15 protein-coding genes are annotated in these 16034 nt (G+C 26.1%); 13 read left to right on the top strand and 2 right to left on the bottom strand.

Translation table 11 applies throughout. The features are described from left to right. Position 1: 1 nt before the first annotated feature. The 5 genes from purH (at position 2) to ASUIS_RS09710 (ending at position 7462) form a co-directional block, all read left to right on the top strand. Positions 2 to 1534, top strand: a complete 1533-nt coding sequence (gene purH, locus ASUIS_RS09730; protein ID WP_118886945.1) for a bifunctional phosphoribosylaminoimidazolecarboxamide formyltransferase/IMP cyclohydrolase — start codon at positions 2 to 4, stop codon at positions 1532 to 1534. A gap of 100 nt (positions 1535 to 1634) precedes the next feature. Continuing rightward, the gene (locus ASUIS_RS09725; protein ID WP_118886943.1) at positions 1635 to 2666 is read left to right on the top strand and encodes a hypothetical protein; all 1032 of its coding nucleotides are present in this window, start codon (positions 1635 to 1637) and stop codon (positions 2664 to 2666) included. A 184-nt stretch (positions 2667 to 2850) separates the two neighbouring features. Beyond that, positions 2851 to 5469 (top strand): ABC transporter substrate-binding protein, encoded by a 2619-nt coding sequence (locus ASUIS_RS09720; protein WP_118886941.1) that lies wholly within the window; start codon positions 2851 to 2853, stop codon positions 5467 to 5469. A 68-nt stretch (positions 5470 to 5537) separates the two neighbouring features. Beyond that, on the top strand, positions 5538 to 6809 hold the full coding sequence (gene bioA / locus ASUIS_RS09715) for an adenosylmethionine--8-amino-7-oxononanoate transaminase (protein ID WP_118886938.1): 1272 nt from the start codon (positions 5538 to 5540) through the stop codon (positions 6807 to 6809). After that, a complete protein-coding gene (locus tag ASUIS_RS09710) occupies positions 6806 to 7462 on the top strand; it encodes an NUDIX hydrolase (RefSeq protein WP_118886936.1) in 657 nt (218 codons plus the stop codon). Before bioA ends, ASUIS_RS09710 begins: the two co-directional genes overlap by 4 nt. On the opposite strand, the gene ASUIS_RS09705 is transcribed toward ASUIS_RS09710, so the two are convergent. After that, a complete protein-coding gene (locus ASUIS_RS09705) occupies positions 7459 to 7800 on the bottom strand; it encodes a DsrE family protein (RefSeq protein ID WP_118886934.1) in 342 nt (113 codons plus the stop codon). The genes ASUIS_RS09710 and ASUIS_RS09705 overlap by 4 nt on opposite strands. 125 nt (positions 7801 to 7925) lie before the next feature. Here ASUIS_RS09705 and ASUIS_RS09700 point away from each other — a divergent pair, with 125 nt between their 5' ends. Genes ASUIS_RS09700 through msrA form a run of 8 tightly spaced genes read left to right on the top strand, consistent with a single transcriptional unit; the run spans position 7926 to position 15682 of the window. After that, a complete protein-coding gene (locus ASUIS_RS09700) occupies positions 7926 to 8729 on the top strand; it encodes a sulfite exporter TauE/SafE family protein (protein WP_118886932.1) in 804 nt (267 codons plus the stop codon). Positions 8730 to 8742: 13 nt separating this feature from the next. Then, entirely contained in the window at positions 8743 to 9357 is a 615-nt protein-coding gene (locus tag ASUIS_RS09695) for a fumarylacetoacetate hydrolase family protein (RefSeq protein ID WP_118886929.1), read from the top strand. Between the two features lie 57 nt (positions 9358 to 9414). After that, positions 9415 to 12570, top strand: a complete 3156-nt coding sequence (locus ASUIS_RS09690) for a transporter substrate-binding domain-containing protein (protein ID WP_118886927.1) — start codon at positions 9415 to 9417, stop codon at positions 12568 to 12570. Further along, positions 12560 to 12970 carry a response regulator gene (locus ASUIS_RS09685; RefSeq protein ID WP_118886924.1) on the top strand — a complete coding sequence of 137 codons (411 nt, stop codon included), beginning with the start codon at positions 12560 to 12562 and terminating at the stop codon, positions 12968 to 12970. Before ASUIS_RS09690 ends, ASUIS_RS09685 begins: the two co-directional genes overlap by 11 nt. 3 nt (positions 12971 to 12973) lie before the next feature. Next, positions 12974 to 14074 (top strand): response regulator, encoded by a 1101-nt coding sequence (locus ASUIS_RS09680; protein ID WP_118886922.1) that lies wholly within the window; start codon positions 12974 to 12976, stop codon positions 14072 to 14074. 15 nt (positions 14075 to 14089) lie between these two features. Next, complete coding sequence (locus ASUIS_RS09675; RefSeq protein WP_118886919.1) at positions 14090 to 14452, top strand: methionine-R-sulfoxide reductase; 363 nt, start codon at positions 14090 to 14092, stop codon at positions 14450 to 14452. Next, positions 14449 to 15186, top strand: coding sequence for an NYN domain-containing protein (locus tag ASUIS_RS09670; RefSeq protein WP_118886917.1), 738 nt, complete (start codon positions 14449 to 14451; stop codon positions 15184 to 15186). The genes ASUIS_RS09675 and ASUIS_RS09670 overlap by 4 nt, the downstream gene beginning before the upstream one ends. A 1-nt stretch (position 15187) precedes the next feature. Continuing rightward, complete coding sequence (gene msrA, locus ASUIS_RS09665; RefSeq protein ID WP_118886915.1) at positions 15188 to 15682, top strand: peptide-methionine (S)-S-oxide reductase MsrA; 495 nt, start codon at positions 15188 to 15190, stop codon at positions 15680 to 15682. On the opposite strand, the gene ASUIS_RS09660 is transcribed toward msrA, so the two are convergent. Next, positions 15679 to 16017 (bottom strand): hypothetical protein, encoded by a 339-nt coding sequence (locus tag ASUIS_RS09660; protein WP_118886913.1) that lies wholly within the window; start codon positions 16015 to 16017, stop codon positions 15679 to 15681. The genes msrA and ASUIS_RS09660 overlap by 4 nt on opposite strands. Between the last annotated feature and the right edge of the window lie 17 nt (positions 16018 to 16034).

The following is a 16034-nucleotide window of genomic DNA, read 5'->3' as shown; positions in this document are numbered from 1 at the left end:
AATGAGAGCATTAATATCAGTAAGTGATAAAAGTGGTGTTGAAAACTTTGCTAAAGTACTAGTATCTTTAGGATATGAAATTATTTCAACTGGTGGAACATATAATAAATTAAAAGATGCAGGAATTGCTGTAATTGAAGCAAATGAAGTTACAAAATTTCCTGAGTGTTTTGAAGGAAGAGTTAAAACTTTAAATCCTTATATTCATGGTGGAATTCTTCACAGACGCGATAAACAATCTCACCTTGATCAAGCTAAAGAACTTGGTGTTGAGGGAATTGATTTAGTTTGTGTAAACTTATATCCATTTAAAGCAACTATTGAAAAAACTGATGATTTTGAAGAGATTATTGAAAACATTGATATTGGTGGACCAGCGATGGTTCGGTCGGCTGCAAAAAACTTTGATTCAGTAATTATTGTTACAGATGTTGCTGATTATGATTTAGTTTTACAAAACCTAAAAAATGACACTAACACAGTTGAGTTTAGAAGAGATATGATGATTAAAGCTTATGAACACACAGCTGCTTATGATTCAATGATTGCTAATTATATGAACAAAAGATTTAATGGTGGATTTGGAGCTAAACAATTTATCGTGGGTTCTAAAGTATTTGATACAAGATATGGTGAAAATCCTCATCAAAAAGGTGCATTATATGAGTTTGATGCACAATTTACAAATAAATTTAAAACTGTAAAAGGTGAAGCGTCATTTAATAATATGGGTGATATTTCAGGAGCTGCAAGAATTGCTGCTGCATTTGGAAAAGATAAAGCAGTTTGTATTGTAAAACATGGAAATCCTTGTGGTTTTGCTATTAAAGATACATTATTAGATTCTTATATTGAAGCACTAAAATGTGATCCAGTTTCTGCTTTTGGTGGAGTAGTTGCAGTTAATGGGACAGTTGATAAAGAGTTAGCTGAAAAAATGAATGAGATTTTCTTAGAAGTTGTATTTGCTGCTAGTTTCACAGAAGAAGCGGTTGCTGTATTTGAAAGCAAAAAAAGAATTAAACTATTTGAGCAAGGAACACAATTCTTAGAACTTGCAAATGATGCAATTGACTTTAAAAGAGTTGATGGTGGATTTGTATTCCAAGATGCTGATAAAGTAGCAGATGATGAAGTTAGAAATTCTGAGTTAAAATCAACAAGAATTGCAACTGAACAAGAAGTAAAAGATATGGAAATAGCTTATAAAATTGCTTCATTAACAAAATCAAACTGTGTAGTTTATGTAAAAGATTCTGCAATGGTTGCTGTTGGTATGGGTATGACTTCAAGAGTTGATGCTTCAAAAGCTGCTTTAAGAAAAGCAGAAGATATGGGAATTGATGTTACAGGTGCTGTATTAGCTTCTGAAGCATTTTTCCCATTTAGAGATAGTATTGACGCAGCTGCACAAGCTGGTGTAAAATGTGTAATTGAACCAGGTGGAAGTATCAGAGATGATGAAATTATTGAAGCGGCAAATGAATATGGAATGGCTTTATATTTTTCAGGAATTAGACACTTTTTACATTAGAAAATAGAAAGATTGATTATTAATCAATCTTTCTGATATTTTTAAACTTCTTTTATATACAATACCTTTATTAGCAGATAGTTTTATAAAGGTTGTACTAATGAATAAATTAATCTATTTAGATCAAAATATACTAAGTGACTTGAGATCTAGGAAACTTAAAGAAACTGCTGATAATTATTTTGTACTATTTAAGAATTTTTTATTAAAATTTAATATTCAGGTTGTATATTCTCACATAACTCTAGCTGAAATAAATCAAATATCTAATGATGAATATAAAAAGGAACATCTTGATGTTTTAGAAGAACTTAATGCTAAATATATTGAACCAAAAAACAAAAAAATTAGTGATAAAAAACCAAGCCAAATATGGATTGATTATGTTGAGTATTTAAACATTGAAAATGATATTTTAGGTTTTAAAAATTTGGCATTAACTCTTGATAATTTATCTAGAAAATCATCAGGACTTCCCAATAATAATAGTTTTGAAAAAATAGGTGAAAGTTTAGAAGATAGTATAAAAAATCTTTCAAATAAAATTATTAATTTGCTAGATATTGATATTGATGAAAATAATTTAAAAGAAGAGTATAAAGGTAATATTTCGCAAATTAAAAGTTACATGGAACAAATGAAAAAGGATTTACCAATATTATTAAATAAGAGGTTAGAAAGTATAAATAAATTAGCAAAATTTGATAGTATTCCCTTAGGTCCAAAACCTTTTAGAGAATATGAGCCAATAAAAAGTCTAAATATTTCTGAATTACCTAGTTGTGAAGTGGTTTTGGCTATTGAAAAAATTTGTAATAAAAATAATGAATTTAATTGGAGAGATTCGTTTGAAGATTCAATAGAGAATGGAATATCTATGGCATATACTCTTATGAATTGGGCTGGATATTATCCAGATGATTTTGATAAAATTAAAAAAAATACTGATAGATTTAGAGCATCTAACAATGATATGCAACATGCAATTTTAGCTTCTAATACCAGTTTTTTAATTTCAAATGATTATGCATTTTGTATGAAAGCAATTGCAAGTTATGAATATTCTGGAGTAAATACTATTGTATGCTCGGTAGAAACTTTTTTAGAAAAGTATTATGAGTTAGAAAAGTAGATTAAAATAGATAATTTTTTAAAAATAAATACAGTATACCTTTATCCTTCTGCTGAATTAGACACTTTTTACACTAATCTTTAATAAAATAACATCATAAATTTATGATGTTATTTAAATATTTTTTTCATACATTTTCAATAATTTTTAGCTATACTCTAACAATTTCATAAAGAGGATTATCTTGAGTTATTCAAAAAGAATTAGAACTATATTCATACTAATAATCTTACTTTCTCATACTTTATTTGCAAAAGAATTAAAAAAAGTTACTCTTCAATTATCTTGGTTAGATCAATTTCAATTTGCTGGCTATTATATGGCAAAACAAAAAGGTTTTTATGAAGAATTGGGGCTTGATGTTGAAATAAAACCTTTTGCTTTTGGTATTGATATTCCAAAAGAGGTAAATGATGGGAAAATAGATTTTGCAGTAGGACGTGAAACTTTAATTTTGGAAAGAATAAAAAATCCCAATATTGTGGCTTTATATGCTATTTTCCAATCAACACCTCTTGTTTTATTAAGCACTAAAGAATCGGGTATTAATAATATAAATGATTTTTCTAATAAAAAAATAATGACAACTATTGATGATGCTAGCGAAGTTTCATTAAAAGCCATGATTAGTTCAAATAAAATAAAACTTGAAAACCTTACTTTTTTAAAACATTCTCACAATATTGACGATTTAATAAATAAAAATACTGATGTAATTTCTGCATATATCTCTAAAGCTCCATATACTTTACAGAAAAAAGGTGTTGAATACAATATTTTTGACCCTAAAAAATATGATTTTGATATGTATAGTGATATGTTATATACAAATCAAAATCTTATAAGTTATGATTTAAATACAGTTTTATTATTTAAAAAAGCATCTCTAAAAGGTTGGGAATATGCCTATTCAAATATGCAAGAGAGTGTTGATGTAATATATGAAAAATACAATACTCAAAATTTAGAAAAAGAAGAATTATTATATGAAGCGAAAGAGTTAAAAAAACTTTCATATTTTAAAACTGCAAATTTAGGTGAAATTAGAAAAGATAAAATTCAAAGAATTTATGATTTATATAATGTTATGGGATTAGTTCCATCTGCTGTAAATTTAGATAAATTTATTTTTGATATAAATAGTTTAAGTAGCTTTACTTTTTCTCCAGATGAGATAAAATATATTGAAGAAAAAGATACTATAAAAATGTGTGTAATGCCAAATTCTATGCCATATAGTGATATAAAAGATGGAAAATTTGTGGGTTTTGTTGCTGATTATATAAGTATAATTGAAAATAAAATAAAAAAACCAATAACTTTAGTTCCTACAAAAAGTTGGACAGAATCTTTAGCATTTGCAAAAGCAAGAAAATGTGATATTTTATCATCTATTGTAGAGACAAAAGAAAGAGAAAATGAATTTAATTTTACAAAATCATATATTGATATTCCTTTTGTTCTTTTAACAAAAAGTGGAACTTCATTTATAAATAATTTATCAAGTATAAAAAACAAAAAAGTTTCTATTGTTGAAGATTATGCAATGATGGATATATTAAAAAATAAGTATAAGAATCTAGAGTTTGTAACTATTAAAAATATTGATGAAGGATTAGAAAAAGTTTTAAGTGGTGAAACTTTTGGTCATATTGATGCTATTTCAACTGCTTGGTATAAACTACAAACTAAGTATTTAACACAACTTTCTGTATCTGCTAAATTAGATGAAGTTTCTAAAGTATCAATAGCTGTAAGAAATGATGATAATGTTTTATTTGAAATTTTTCAAAAATCAGTTTTAAGTATTGATGATTTTCTAAAAGATGAAATACTTAATAAATGGGTATCAATAGAGTATAAAAAAGAGTTTGATTATTCTATTTTATGGAAAATCTTTTTTGTACTTTCAGTAATTTTTATAGCAGTTATATATAAACAAAAACTTTTAAGAGATGTAAATAATTCTTTAAAAGAAAAAGTTGAAGAAAAAACTAAAGAATTAAGAGAAGTAAATAATGAATTAGAAATTAGAATTAAAAAAGAAGTTGAAGATAATTTAAAAAAAGACAGACTTTTATCTCAACAACAAAAAATGGTTTCTATGGGACAAATGATTGAAAATATTGCTCACCAATGGAGACAACCTTTATCTTTGATTACAACGGGTGTTAGTGGAATAAAATTAAAAAAACAATTAAATGATTTGGATGATGATTTTTTTTATAAAACATTAGATTCAATTTTAAATACTTCAAAATATTTATCAAATACAATAGATGATTTTAGATATTTTTTTAAACCACAAAAAGAGAAAGAAAATTTTTATTTAGAAAAATGTTGTAGAAAAACAATAGATTTAATGAATCCAAATTTTTCAAATAAAGATATTCAAATAACTTATAAAATAGAAAATATCCAAGTTTGTGGATACGAAACTGAACTTATTCAAGTTTTAATTAATATCTTAAACAATTCAAAAGATGCTTTGGAATTTCTAAATGAGAATGAAAAGTTTATTTTTATTGATATTTTTAGGGAAGATAATAAAGCTGTTATTGAAATTAAAGACAATGCTGGTGGAATAGAAGAAGAAATTATCGATAAAGTTTTTGAGCCATATTTTACGACAAAACATCAAACTCAAGGGACGGGAATTGGTTTGTTTATGTGTAAAGAGATTATAAATAAACATATGAATGGACAAATAAATATCATAAATACAAGTTTCGAAGATAAAAATAAAATTTATAAAGGTACTTTAACAAGAATTATTTTAGAAGATATAATAAAAAATGATTAAATAATCTTTAATTGTTCTGCAATAATCTTTAGATATAATCCACCTAATAAAATTATTAGGAAATACTATTGACTTGGCTAGAAATCGACAACGAACATGTTTGGCATCCATATAACTCACTTCCATCTAAAACAAAAATACTACCAGTTGTTTCTACAAATAAAACTTCAATTTTTTTGCAAACAGGAGAAGAGTTAATTGATGCAATGAGCTCTTGGTGGAGCGCAATTCATGGATATAATCACCCAAAATTAAATGAAGCATTAAAAAAACAAGTTGAGATTATGCCTCATATTATGTTTGGAGGATTAGCTCACGAACAGTCAAGTTTACTCTCTCAAAAGCTTGTTAATTTAACAGGACTTCATAGTGTTTTTTTATGTGATAGTGGTTCGGTTTCAGTTGAAGTTGCACTAAAAACTGCCATTTTATATCAAAAAGCAAAGGGGCTAAAAAAATATAAATTTTTTGCCCTTGAACATGCATATCATGGCGATACATTAGGAGCCATGAGTGTTTGCGACCCACAAAATTCGATGCACAGTATTTATGGTTCATATTTAAGTGAAAATATTTTTGTAAAAGCTCCTAAATTAGGATTTTCAAGTGATTTTGGAGAAGAGATGAAAGCTTTAGAAGAAGCATTTGAAAAATATCACGAAGAAATAGCTGCTTTTATAGTTGAACCAATAGTTCAAGGTGCTGGTGGAATGAGGATTTATAATCCTGAATATCTTAAAAAAGCACGGGAATTATGTACAAAATACGATGTATTATTAATAGCCGATGAAATAGCAACTGGTTTTGGACATACGGGTAAAATGTTTGCTTGTGAGTGGGCAGAAATAAAACCAGACATTATGACTATTGGAAAAGGATTAACAGGTGGTTATATGACAATGGCTGCTATGGTTACCTCACGAAGTGTAAGTGAAATTATATCAAATAGCGAAATTGGTGTTTTAATGCATGGACCAACATTTATGGCAAATCCACTAGCTTGTAGCGTTGCAAATGCTAGTATTGATTTACTTCTTGAAAGTAATTGGCAAGATAATGTAAAAAATATTGAAAATATTTTTACTCAAGAATTACAAAATGCAAAAGATTTAAAATTTGTAAAAGATGTAAGAAATATTGGAGCTATTGGAATTATAGAGTTAGTTGATGATTGTTATGCCCAAAAAGTTCAAGATTATTGTGTAAAAAATGGAGTTTGGATAAGACCATTTGGAAAACTTGTTTATTCAATAGTTGCTTATACGATAAATGAAAATGACTTAAGAAAAATAGTAAAAACAATGATAGATGCAATTAAAAATATAGAAGAAAATATATGAAAAAAGATAATCTAAAAAAGTTAGTATCAAATCTGCCAAAATACCCAAATGTTTTAGGAAGAGATAGATTTTTTAATAGTGCAGTTTTAATTCCCCTTGTAAAAATGAATGGTGAATATCATCTGTTATTTCAAAAAAGAGCAGCAACTATAAGACAAGGTGGAGATATTTGTTTTCCAGGTGGTGGTTTTGAAGCTGGAGTTGATAAAAGTTTTAAAGACACAGCTTTGAGAGAAACTTTTGAAGAGCTAGGAATTGTTAAAAAAGATATAAAAATTTTAGGACAACTTGATACTTATATGGCTCCAATTGGTGCTGTTATTGAATCTTTTGTGGCAAGAGTAAAGAAAAAAGCCTATAAAAATATGAAAATAGATTTTAGTGAAGTTGAAAAAACTCTTCTTATTCCAATCTCTTTTTTTAAAGAAAATGAACCAGAAGAATATACTTTAGCCCATGAAATTCATCCTTATAAAATTCATGAAAATGGAGAAAAAGAGATTTATTTCCCAGTTGAAGAGTTAGGACTTCCTGATACTTATAAAAAACCATGGGGAAATAAAAAACATAAGATTTGGGTTTATAAATATGAGGGCGAAGTAATTTGGGGAATTACTTCTGTGATTATAAAAGATTTATTAGAAAAATATTAAATAGTCATAACTGCCCAAGTTTCATCTTTTAGGGCAGTTGTTAAAAGAACTCCTGTGTGAGTTATTTCTATATTTAACTCTTTTAAAATAGAAGTTGCATCGTAATCTTCAACACAAACTATACAAGCACTCATTTTTACACCTGTTTGTTGAATTTTTTTTAATTGTTCTTGAATTTGAATATTTTCTTTTGCTAATTTTATTGATGATCCCCAAAGCATTAGATGGGCTGTTTTCCAATATTCTCGTTCTAAAATTACGGATGAATATAAAAGTGGAAATTTATTTGCTACTTCAATATCACCATTTGTCCAAACTATTAGTAAATTATCTTTCATTTCTTTAACCTATAATTATTTTTCTGAATTATATAATAATCACCATATCTTTTAGTATATTAATTTTTATGGGATAGTGTGTTATTATAATTCTTATAAAAAGAAATTATATTTTAGGTAGTTTTATGTTTGGATTTGAATTTTTAATCGCTTATGTTTTATTAGGTATTCTTGTGGGAATAGCTGCTGGTTTATTAGGAATTGGTGGAGGAGGAATTATAGTTCCTGTACTTACAACTTTGTTTTTAGCTCAAGGAATCTCTAGTGAAAATGTTGTACATATAGCTTTAGGAACTTCAATGGCAACTATTGTTGTTACTTCTATTTCTAGTTTGAGAGCTCACAATAAGAAAAAAGGTGTTCTTTGGGATGTTGTTAAAATGATGGCACCAGGAGTTTTAATTGGAACATTTTTAGCTACATTTTTAGCTTCAATCTTAAGTTCATTGTTTTTGGCTATTTTCTTTTCTATTTTTATGGCTTATGTTTCTATTCAAATGTTTTTAAATAAAAAACCAAAACCTAGTCGTACCCTTTTTGCTCCAGCCATTCAATTTTTCTCAGCTTCTGTTATAGGAGCGATTTCTGCAATGGTTTCTATTGGTGGAGGATCGCTTAGTGTTCCATATTTATTATGGCAAAATGTTGAGTTAAAAAAAGCAATTGGAACAAGTGCAGCAATTGGTTTACCAATTGCAATAAGTGGAACTTTAGGTTATATGATAAATGGTTGGTCTCACACAAATTTAGATAATTTGATGTTAGGTTATGTGTCATTACCTGCATTTGGTATTGTTGCATTTTTTAGTTTTTTAACTGCTCCAATAGGAGTTAAATTAGTACATATTTTACCTGTTGAAATTGTAAAAAAAGTTTTCGCATGTTTATTAATGATTCTAAGCATCAAAATGTTGCTTACATTTATTTAAAAAAGAAAAAATTATGAATAAAATATTGTTAGATGATAATGAAATATTTTCATCAAAAGTTGTATGTATTGGACGAAATTATATAGAACATATAAAAGAGTTAAAAAATGAAATACCAGAAGAAATGGTATTTTTTATTAAACCAAATTCATCAATTTCAAATAAATTAATTTTCCCAAAAAATCAAAACTCTTGTCATTATGAAGCTGAAATTTCATTTTTAATTAAAGATAATAAAATAAGTGCAGTTGCTTTTGGACTTGATTTAACTTTAAGAAAAATTCAAAATAAATTAAAACAAAAAGGTCTTCCTTGGGAGCGTGCAAAAGCATTTGATGGAGCTGCTGTTTTTTCAAAATTTATCAGTTTCAAAGATGATATTTCAAAGTTAGGAATAGAGCTTTTTATAAATGGAGAATTAAAACAAAAAGGTGACATTTCTATGATGATAAATAAACCATTACAGATAATAAAAGAAGCAAATACTTTTCTGAGTTTCGAAGATGGGGATATTTTAATGAGTGGAACACCCTCTGGCGTTGGCGAATTTAAAAAAGGTGATATTTTTGTTGGAAAGATACTTTTTGAGAATAAAATTATTGTAGAAGAGGAGTTTTTTGTATCGTAAGAAAAAATATCTTTTTATGTTATAATAATTTTATACTAACTTTAAGGTAGGCTTAAAATGAAATATTTAGTTATTTTAATTATTTTTGTTTCTACACTTTTTTCAAATATTGATAAAAATACTCAATCCCTTTTTACTTTAGAAGAATTACAATGGATAAAAAATAATCCAACTATAAAAGTTGGTGTTGATGCAAATTGGCCACCTTTTGAATATGTAAACGAAAAAGGTGAATATAAAGGAATAGCTTCTGAATATTTAGAAATAATTAGTAAATATACTGGATTAAAATTTGAGATAAATGCAAGTGATTGGTATACTGTAATTTCAAATATCAAAGATAAAAAACTAGATATGTTAGCTTGTGCTGCAAAAACATCAGATAGAGAAAATTATTTAAATTATGTTTCTCCTTATTTAACAATAGATGTTGTTGTTATTGCAAAAAAAGAGTTAAATATTAAAAGTTTTGATGAAATACAAAACTACACAATTGCGGTTCAAAAGGGTAATTTTGTTTATGAAAAAATAATGAAAAAATACCCAAATGTAAAATTTGTTTTTGCTTCATCAAATAAAGAAGCCTTTGATTTTGTATCTTATGGAAAAGCTGATATTTTTATAGGAAATATGCCTGTATTTTCATATTTTGTTGAAAAAGAGTTATATACAAATATTGAAGTAAAATTTAAAGCAGATTTTGACAAAATCGATTTATCAATGGCTATTTTAAAAGAGAATACGACTTTATTTAATATTATTCAAAAAGTTATGCCAAAAATTATTGAAGATGAAAAAGAGAAGATAAATAAAAAATGGGTATTTGAACTTAAAGAAGAAAAATCAGCTCATTTTACGCAAGAGGAGATTACTTGGATAAAAAACAATCCAAAAATCAAAATTTCGGGTGATTTTTTCTGGCCTCCTTACTCTTTTTATGATGAAAATGGGAATTATATAGGAATTGTTCCAGATATTGTAAATGAAGTATTTAAAGATAGTGGACTTGAATTAGAGTATGTAAAAACTAATTCTTGGGCTGATACTCTTAGTCTAATAAAAAATAAAAAAATAAATTTAATTGATTCAATATCTTATTCAGCTTCAAGAAGTGAATATTTGAATTTTTCAAATAAATATGTTGGTGCAGAAATAGTAATAATTTCCAATAACAAAGAAACCAATTATATTAACTCTTTTAATAATATCACAAATAAAAAAATAGCAACTGTAAAGGGTTATTCAATAATAGAAGATATAAAAAGAGATTTTCCTCAAATCAAAAATATCAAAGAATATGATAATGCTTTGGAGGGGTTAAAAGAGTTGTCAAATTCTCAAATTGATTATTTTATTTTAGATATTCCATCATTTGAATTTTATAGTAAAAAACATGGTTTGAGTAATCTAAAAATAGCTGGACCAACTGGTTATAACTATGGTTATGGTTTTGGGGTAAAAAAAGATGATGTATTATTGGTTTCTATTTTAAATAAATTATTAGAAAATATTCCAACTGAAAAAAAAGACGAAATATATAGAAAATGGATAAAAATTGATTATGAACAAAAAATTGATTATGAGTTGATTTGGAATATATTAACTATTTCAATTATCATATTAGCTATTATATTTTATTGGAATCGAACATTAAAAGAAGAAATTACTCAAAAAGAAAAAATCCAAAAAGAGTTAGAAAAAGAACGAAATAATATTCAATCTTTAAATGAAGAGTTAAAAAAAGCAAAAGATATAGCAGAAAATATATCAAAACAAAAAAGTGAATTTCTAGCAAATATGAGCCATGAAATAAGAACACCTATGAATTCAGTAATTGGATTTACAGAAATATTAGACAAAGAGATAAAAAATCCACTACATAAAGAGTATTTAGATTCTATAAAAAAAGGTGGAAATGCACTTTTACGAATCATAAATGATATTTTAGATTTATCAAAAATAGAAGCTGGAAAGCTTGAAATTAGAAATGAATCTTTAAATCCAACAAATTTATTTTTAGAAATAGAGTCAATTTTTCACTCTAAAATAATCAGTAAAAATATCACATTTATAGTTGATATTGATAAAACCATTCCAAAATATATAATTATGGATGGAGTTAGAATTAGACAAGTTTTGTTTAATCTAATTGGAAATGCTATTAAATTTACTCAAATAGGTCATATAAAACTAAAAGTTGAAAATGTTTATAAAGATAATATAAAAAGTAAAATAGATTTGATTTTTAGTGTTGAAGATACTGGAATTGGAATTGATGAAAAAAATTTAGAAACTATTTTTAATGCCTTTGAACAACAAGAAAATCACGATGTGGCAAAATATGGTGGAACAGGTTTAGGTTTGGCAATTTGTACAAAGTTGATTAAAATGATGAATGGTGAGATAAAAGTTGAGAGTCAAAAAAATAAAGGTTCAACTTTTACAGTAATTTTTAGAGATATTCCAGTTAGTTCAATGGAAGATGAGGTTATCTCTTCAAAACTAAAAGCTTCAAATATTATGTTTGAAAAAGCTGTGATACTTGTAGTTGATGACGTTTTAGAAAATAGAAAACTGGTACAGGCTAGTTTAAAAGATTTTGATATTGATTTAATAATGGCGGAAAATGGAAAAGAAGCAATAGAATTATTAAAAAATGTAAATGTAAATTTGATATTAATGGATTTAAGAATGCCTGTAATGGATGGATATGAAGCAGCGACAATTCTTAAAAAAGATGAAAAATTAAAAAATATTCCATTGATTGCCTTAACTGCTTCTGTTATGGGAAAAGATTTGGAAAAAGTGTCAAAATATGGTTTTGATGGATATTTAAGAAAACCAGTAATTTTGGATGATTTAATTGAAGAGTTGGCTAAATATTTAAAATATCAAACCATTCAAAAAAGTTTAAAAGAAGAAAACTCTCATAAAATAATTGATTTAGAAAAACTAAAAGTGGTAATAAATAAGTTAGAAAATGAGTTTAAACCACAATGGCTAAATATAAAAGATGGTGGAGATTTTTCTTTGATTGAAGAGTTTGCTTTAAAATTAAATGAATTAGCACTAAAAGAAGATATATATTTATTGGATGATTACTCAAAAGAGTTAATAAAAAATGTAGAAGCTTTTGATATCGAAAAAGTTGATTATTTAATGAATACATTTTTAGAATTAATAGAGAATTTAAAGGCTAAACTTGAAAACTGAAAGCAAAATTTTAATAGTAGATGATATCGCGAAAAATATTCAAATGGCAATGAATATTTTGAAAAATGAAGGTTATAAAATGTTTTATGCCAAAAGTGGAACAATGGCACTTGAATTGATAAAAGAACATGATTTTGATTTAATATTATTAGATATAATGATGCCAGATATGAATGGTTTTGATGTTTGTGCAAAGTTAAAAAGTGAAGCAAGAACAAAAAAAATTCCAGTAATATTTTTATCAGGGAAAGATTCTTCACAAGATATTGAACAAGCTTATGAAAGTGGTGGAATTGATTATGTGGTAAAACCTTTTATTACAGTTGAATTGATTACTAAAGTAAATTCTTATGTTAGATTAAAACAATTAGAAGATAAATTTGAAATCTTAAAAGGCTAAAATATGAATAAGAAATATGAAAATAAAATTTTATTAGTAGATGATGACCCAAAAAATTTACAAGTTGCAATGAATATTTTAAAAGATTACAATGTTATTTATGCACAAAGTGGAGAAAAAGCTTTAGAGTTATTAGAAAAAAACAAATTTGATTTGATTTTACTTGATGTTGTAATGCCTACAATGGACGGTTATTATGTTTGTTCAAAAATAAAATCAAATGAAAAAACAAAAAAAATTCCATTAATCTTTTTAACAGTAAAAGATGATGAAAAAGATATTGTAAAAGGTTTTGAATTAGGTGCAGTTGATTATATTACAAAACCATTTTATAGTGAAGTTTTACTAAAAAGAGTTGAAGTTCATTTAAAATTAGCAACAGTTATGACTGAACTTGAACTTGTAAATACAAATTTAAATGAAATAGTAAAAGAACAAGTTGAACAAATAAGACAAAAAGATGAAATAATTGTTCAGCACTCTAAAATTGGTGCAATGGCTTCTTTGATTGATGTTATATCTTTACAATGGCGAGAACCTATTGATAAAATAAAATTTTATTTACAATCTTTAGATTTTAAATTGGCAAATATAGAAGAATTTAAAGAAGATGAAATATTTAAGAAAACATTGTTTGAAATGGATAAATTAGATGAAATTATGCAAGATTTTCATAAATTTTTTAATAATCAGAAAAATAAAGAGAATGTAAATTTAAAAGTATCTTTGGATAATGCTCTTTTTTTATTAAAAGATGAGATTAATAGTTTGGATATAGACTTGAATGTAACAGGAGATAATTTATTATCTTTAAATATTGTTTTTGATGAAATAAAACATATTTTTAGTAAATTAATAGCTAAATCAATAGAGAATTTTAAATTAAATGAAATTGTAGAAAAAAAGCAAATAGATGTGAATTTTGAAGATAAAAATGAATCAATTTATATAATTTACAGTGATAATGCAAATAACTATAATCAAAATGAAGATTTCGATTTGGGGTTTTATTTAGTAAAAGTATTTGTAGAGAAAAATTTTGGATTATTAAGTGTTGAAAAAATGCAAAATGGAATAAAATATATAATAAGATTTGATAAATAAAAAGGAAAATATATAATGAATTATAATGAATTAAACGATGAAGAAAAATATGTAATAGAAAATAAAGGAACAGAATATCCTTTTACTGGAAAGTATAATGATTTTTATGAAGAAGGAATATTTACATGTAAAAAATGTGATGCGCAACTTTATAAATCAGAAGATAAATTCAAATCAGGTTGTGGATGGCCTAGTTTTGATGATGAAATACAAGGAGCTGTAAAAAGAGTTCCAGATAGAGACGGAAGAAGAGTAGAGATTGTTTGTGCCTCTTGTGGTGGGCATTTAGGTCATGTTTTTGAAGGTGAAAGATTAACTTCAAAAGACACAAGACATTGTGTAAACTCTATTTCATTAAATTTTGAAGCAAAAGCATGAATATTCCTCAAATAAATATCGCAATGCTTATAGATTGTGATAATGTAAGTGCAAAATATATTGATAGTATTATAAATGATTTATCAAAATATGGAACTATAAATATAAGAAATGCCTACGGAAACTGGAAAGATAAAAGACTTCAAGGTTGGGAAGATATTTTACATAAATATAATATAAAACCAATCCAACAATTTGCTTACACAAAAGGTAAAAATGCAAGTGATATTGCAATGGTTATTGATATTATGGATTTACTTTATACTAGAAATCTTGGAGCTTTAGCTCTTGTAACAAGTGATAGTGATTTTACTCCTGTGGTTTCAAGAATATTATCAAATGGAATTACAGTTTATGGATATGGAGAAGATAAAACTCCTGAATCATTCGTAAATGCTTGTTCGCAGTTTATTTATGTGGAAAAACTCTTTGATTATACAAAAGAAGATGTGGCATGTGCTAGTTCAAATAATAATAAATTAACAAAAGTACAACTAAGAAAAGATACAAAACTTGTAGCACTTTTAAGAAAAGCAGCAGAACAAACCTCTGATGATAGTGGTTGGTCAAATATCGCTGCTGTTGGTTTATATATCAATCAAAATTCATCTTTTTCCCCTATTAATTATGGATATAAAAAATTAGGAGAATTAATAAAAGCTACTGAATTATTTGATATAAAAATATTAGGTGAAAATAAAACAGTAATGTTAATAAGGGATAATAGGAATTAAAATGGAAAATCAAAATATAAAAAAAGCATATTTTGCAGCGGGTTGTTTTTGGGGAGTTGAGTATCATTTTGAAAAATTAGAAGGTGTAAAATCTGCAATTTCTGGTTATATGGGTGGACATATAGAAAATCCAAATTATCAAATGGTTTGTACAGGATTTTCAGGTCATTTAGAAGTTGTAGAAATCACTTATGATGAAACTATTGTTTCTTTTGAAGCATTGGCAAAATTATTTTTTGAAATACATGATTTTACTCAAACAAATGGTCAAGGTCCAGATATTGGAAGCCAATATTTATCTGCAATTTTTTATGTCGATGTCGAACAAAAAACTATAAGTGAAAAGTTAATTTTACAGCTAGAAGAAAAAGGTTTTAAAGTTGCTACTTCTTTACATGATTTAGTGCCATTTTACGAAGCAGAAGAGTATCACCAGGATTACTATGAAAGACACCAAAAGATGCCTTATTGTCATAGTTATAAAAAGATATTTTAATTACTTCCTAAAATATAGTAAACGTGTTTGTTATCTGTTTTTTCAAGGTTCACATTGTATTTATTAGCCCAATGTGAAACTTCTTCGTGAAATTCTTGTAAAATTTCTTCAGAGTCATTTTCATCACATTTGATTTTTAAATGATTTGATTTGTTAGACAGACCTACATAAGCATTCATTTTTTTTAGGTGATCATTTAGTGTGAAAATGTGTTTTGCAAATTTATCAAAATTTGTTGTTGATTCCATCATTTTTTCAGCTTGTTTTAGTGAAGCTTCACTTTTTGAATATCCTAATTGAGATAATATTACTTCAGCAGATACTTCTAATTGCATTTTAATCCTTTTATTTA

The sequence above is a fragment of the Arcobacter suis CECT 7833 genome (assembly GCF_003544815.1).
Classification (GTDB): domain Bacteria; phylum Campylobacterota; class Campylobacteria; order Campylobacterales; family Arcobacteraceae; genus Aliarcobacter; species Aliarcobacter suis.
Note: the sequence above shows the minus strand (reverse complement) of the source record. Positions and strands in the feature narration are given on the sequence as shown.

Bases quoted from the DNA above. Each gene is read 5' to 3' on its own strand.
- purH (WP_118886945.1), top strand. From the start codon at position 2: ATGAGAGCATTAATATCAGTAAGTGATAAAAGTGGTGTTGAAAACTTT.
- ASUIS_RS09725 (WP_118886943.1), top strand. From the start codon at position 1,635: ATGAATAAATTAATCTATTTAGATCAAAATATACTAAGTGACTTGAGA.
- ASUIS_RS09710 (WP_118886936.1), top strand. From the start codon at position 6,806: ATGAAAAAAGATAATCTAAAAAAGTTAGTATCAAATCTGCCAAAATAC.
- ASUIS_RS09705 (WP_118886934.1), bottom strand. From the start codon at position 7,800: ATGAAAGATAATTTACTAATAGTTTGGACAAATGGTGATATTGAAGTA.
- ASUIS_RS09700 (WP_118886932.1), top strand. From the start codon at position 7,926: ATGTTTGGATTTGAATTTTTAATCGCTTATGTTTTATTAGGTATTCTT.
- ASUIS_RS09695 (WP_118886929.1), top strand. From the start codon at position 8,743: ATGAATAAAATATTGTTAGATGATAATGAAATATTTTCATCAAAAGTT.
- ASUIS_RS09690 (WP_118886927.1), top strand. From the start codon at position 9,415: ATGAAATATTTAGTTATTTTAATTATTTTTGTTTCTACACTTTTTTCA.
- ASUIS_RS09680 (WP_118886922.1), top strand. From the start codon at position 12,974: ATGAATAAGAAATATGAAAATAAAATTTTATTAGTAGATGATGACCCA.
- ASUIS_RS09675 (WP_118886919.1), top strand. From the start codon at position 14,090: ATGAATTATAATGAATTAAACGATGAAGAAAAATATGTAATAGAAAAT.
- ASUIS_RS09670 (WP_118886917.1), top strand. From the start codon at position 14,449: ATGAATATTCCTCAAATAAATATCGCAATGCTTATAGATTGTGATAAT.
- msrA (WP_118886915.1), top strand. From the start codon at position 15,188: ATGGAAAATCAAAATATAAAAAAAGCATATTTTGCAGCGGGTTGTTTT.
- ASUIS_RS09660 (WP_118886913.1), bottom strand. From the start codon at position 16,017: ATGCAATTAGAAGTATCTGCTGAAGTAATATTATCTCAATTAGGATAT.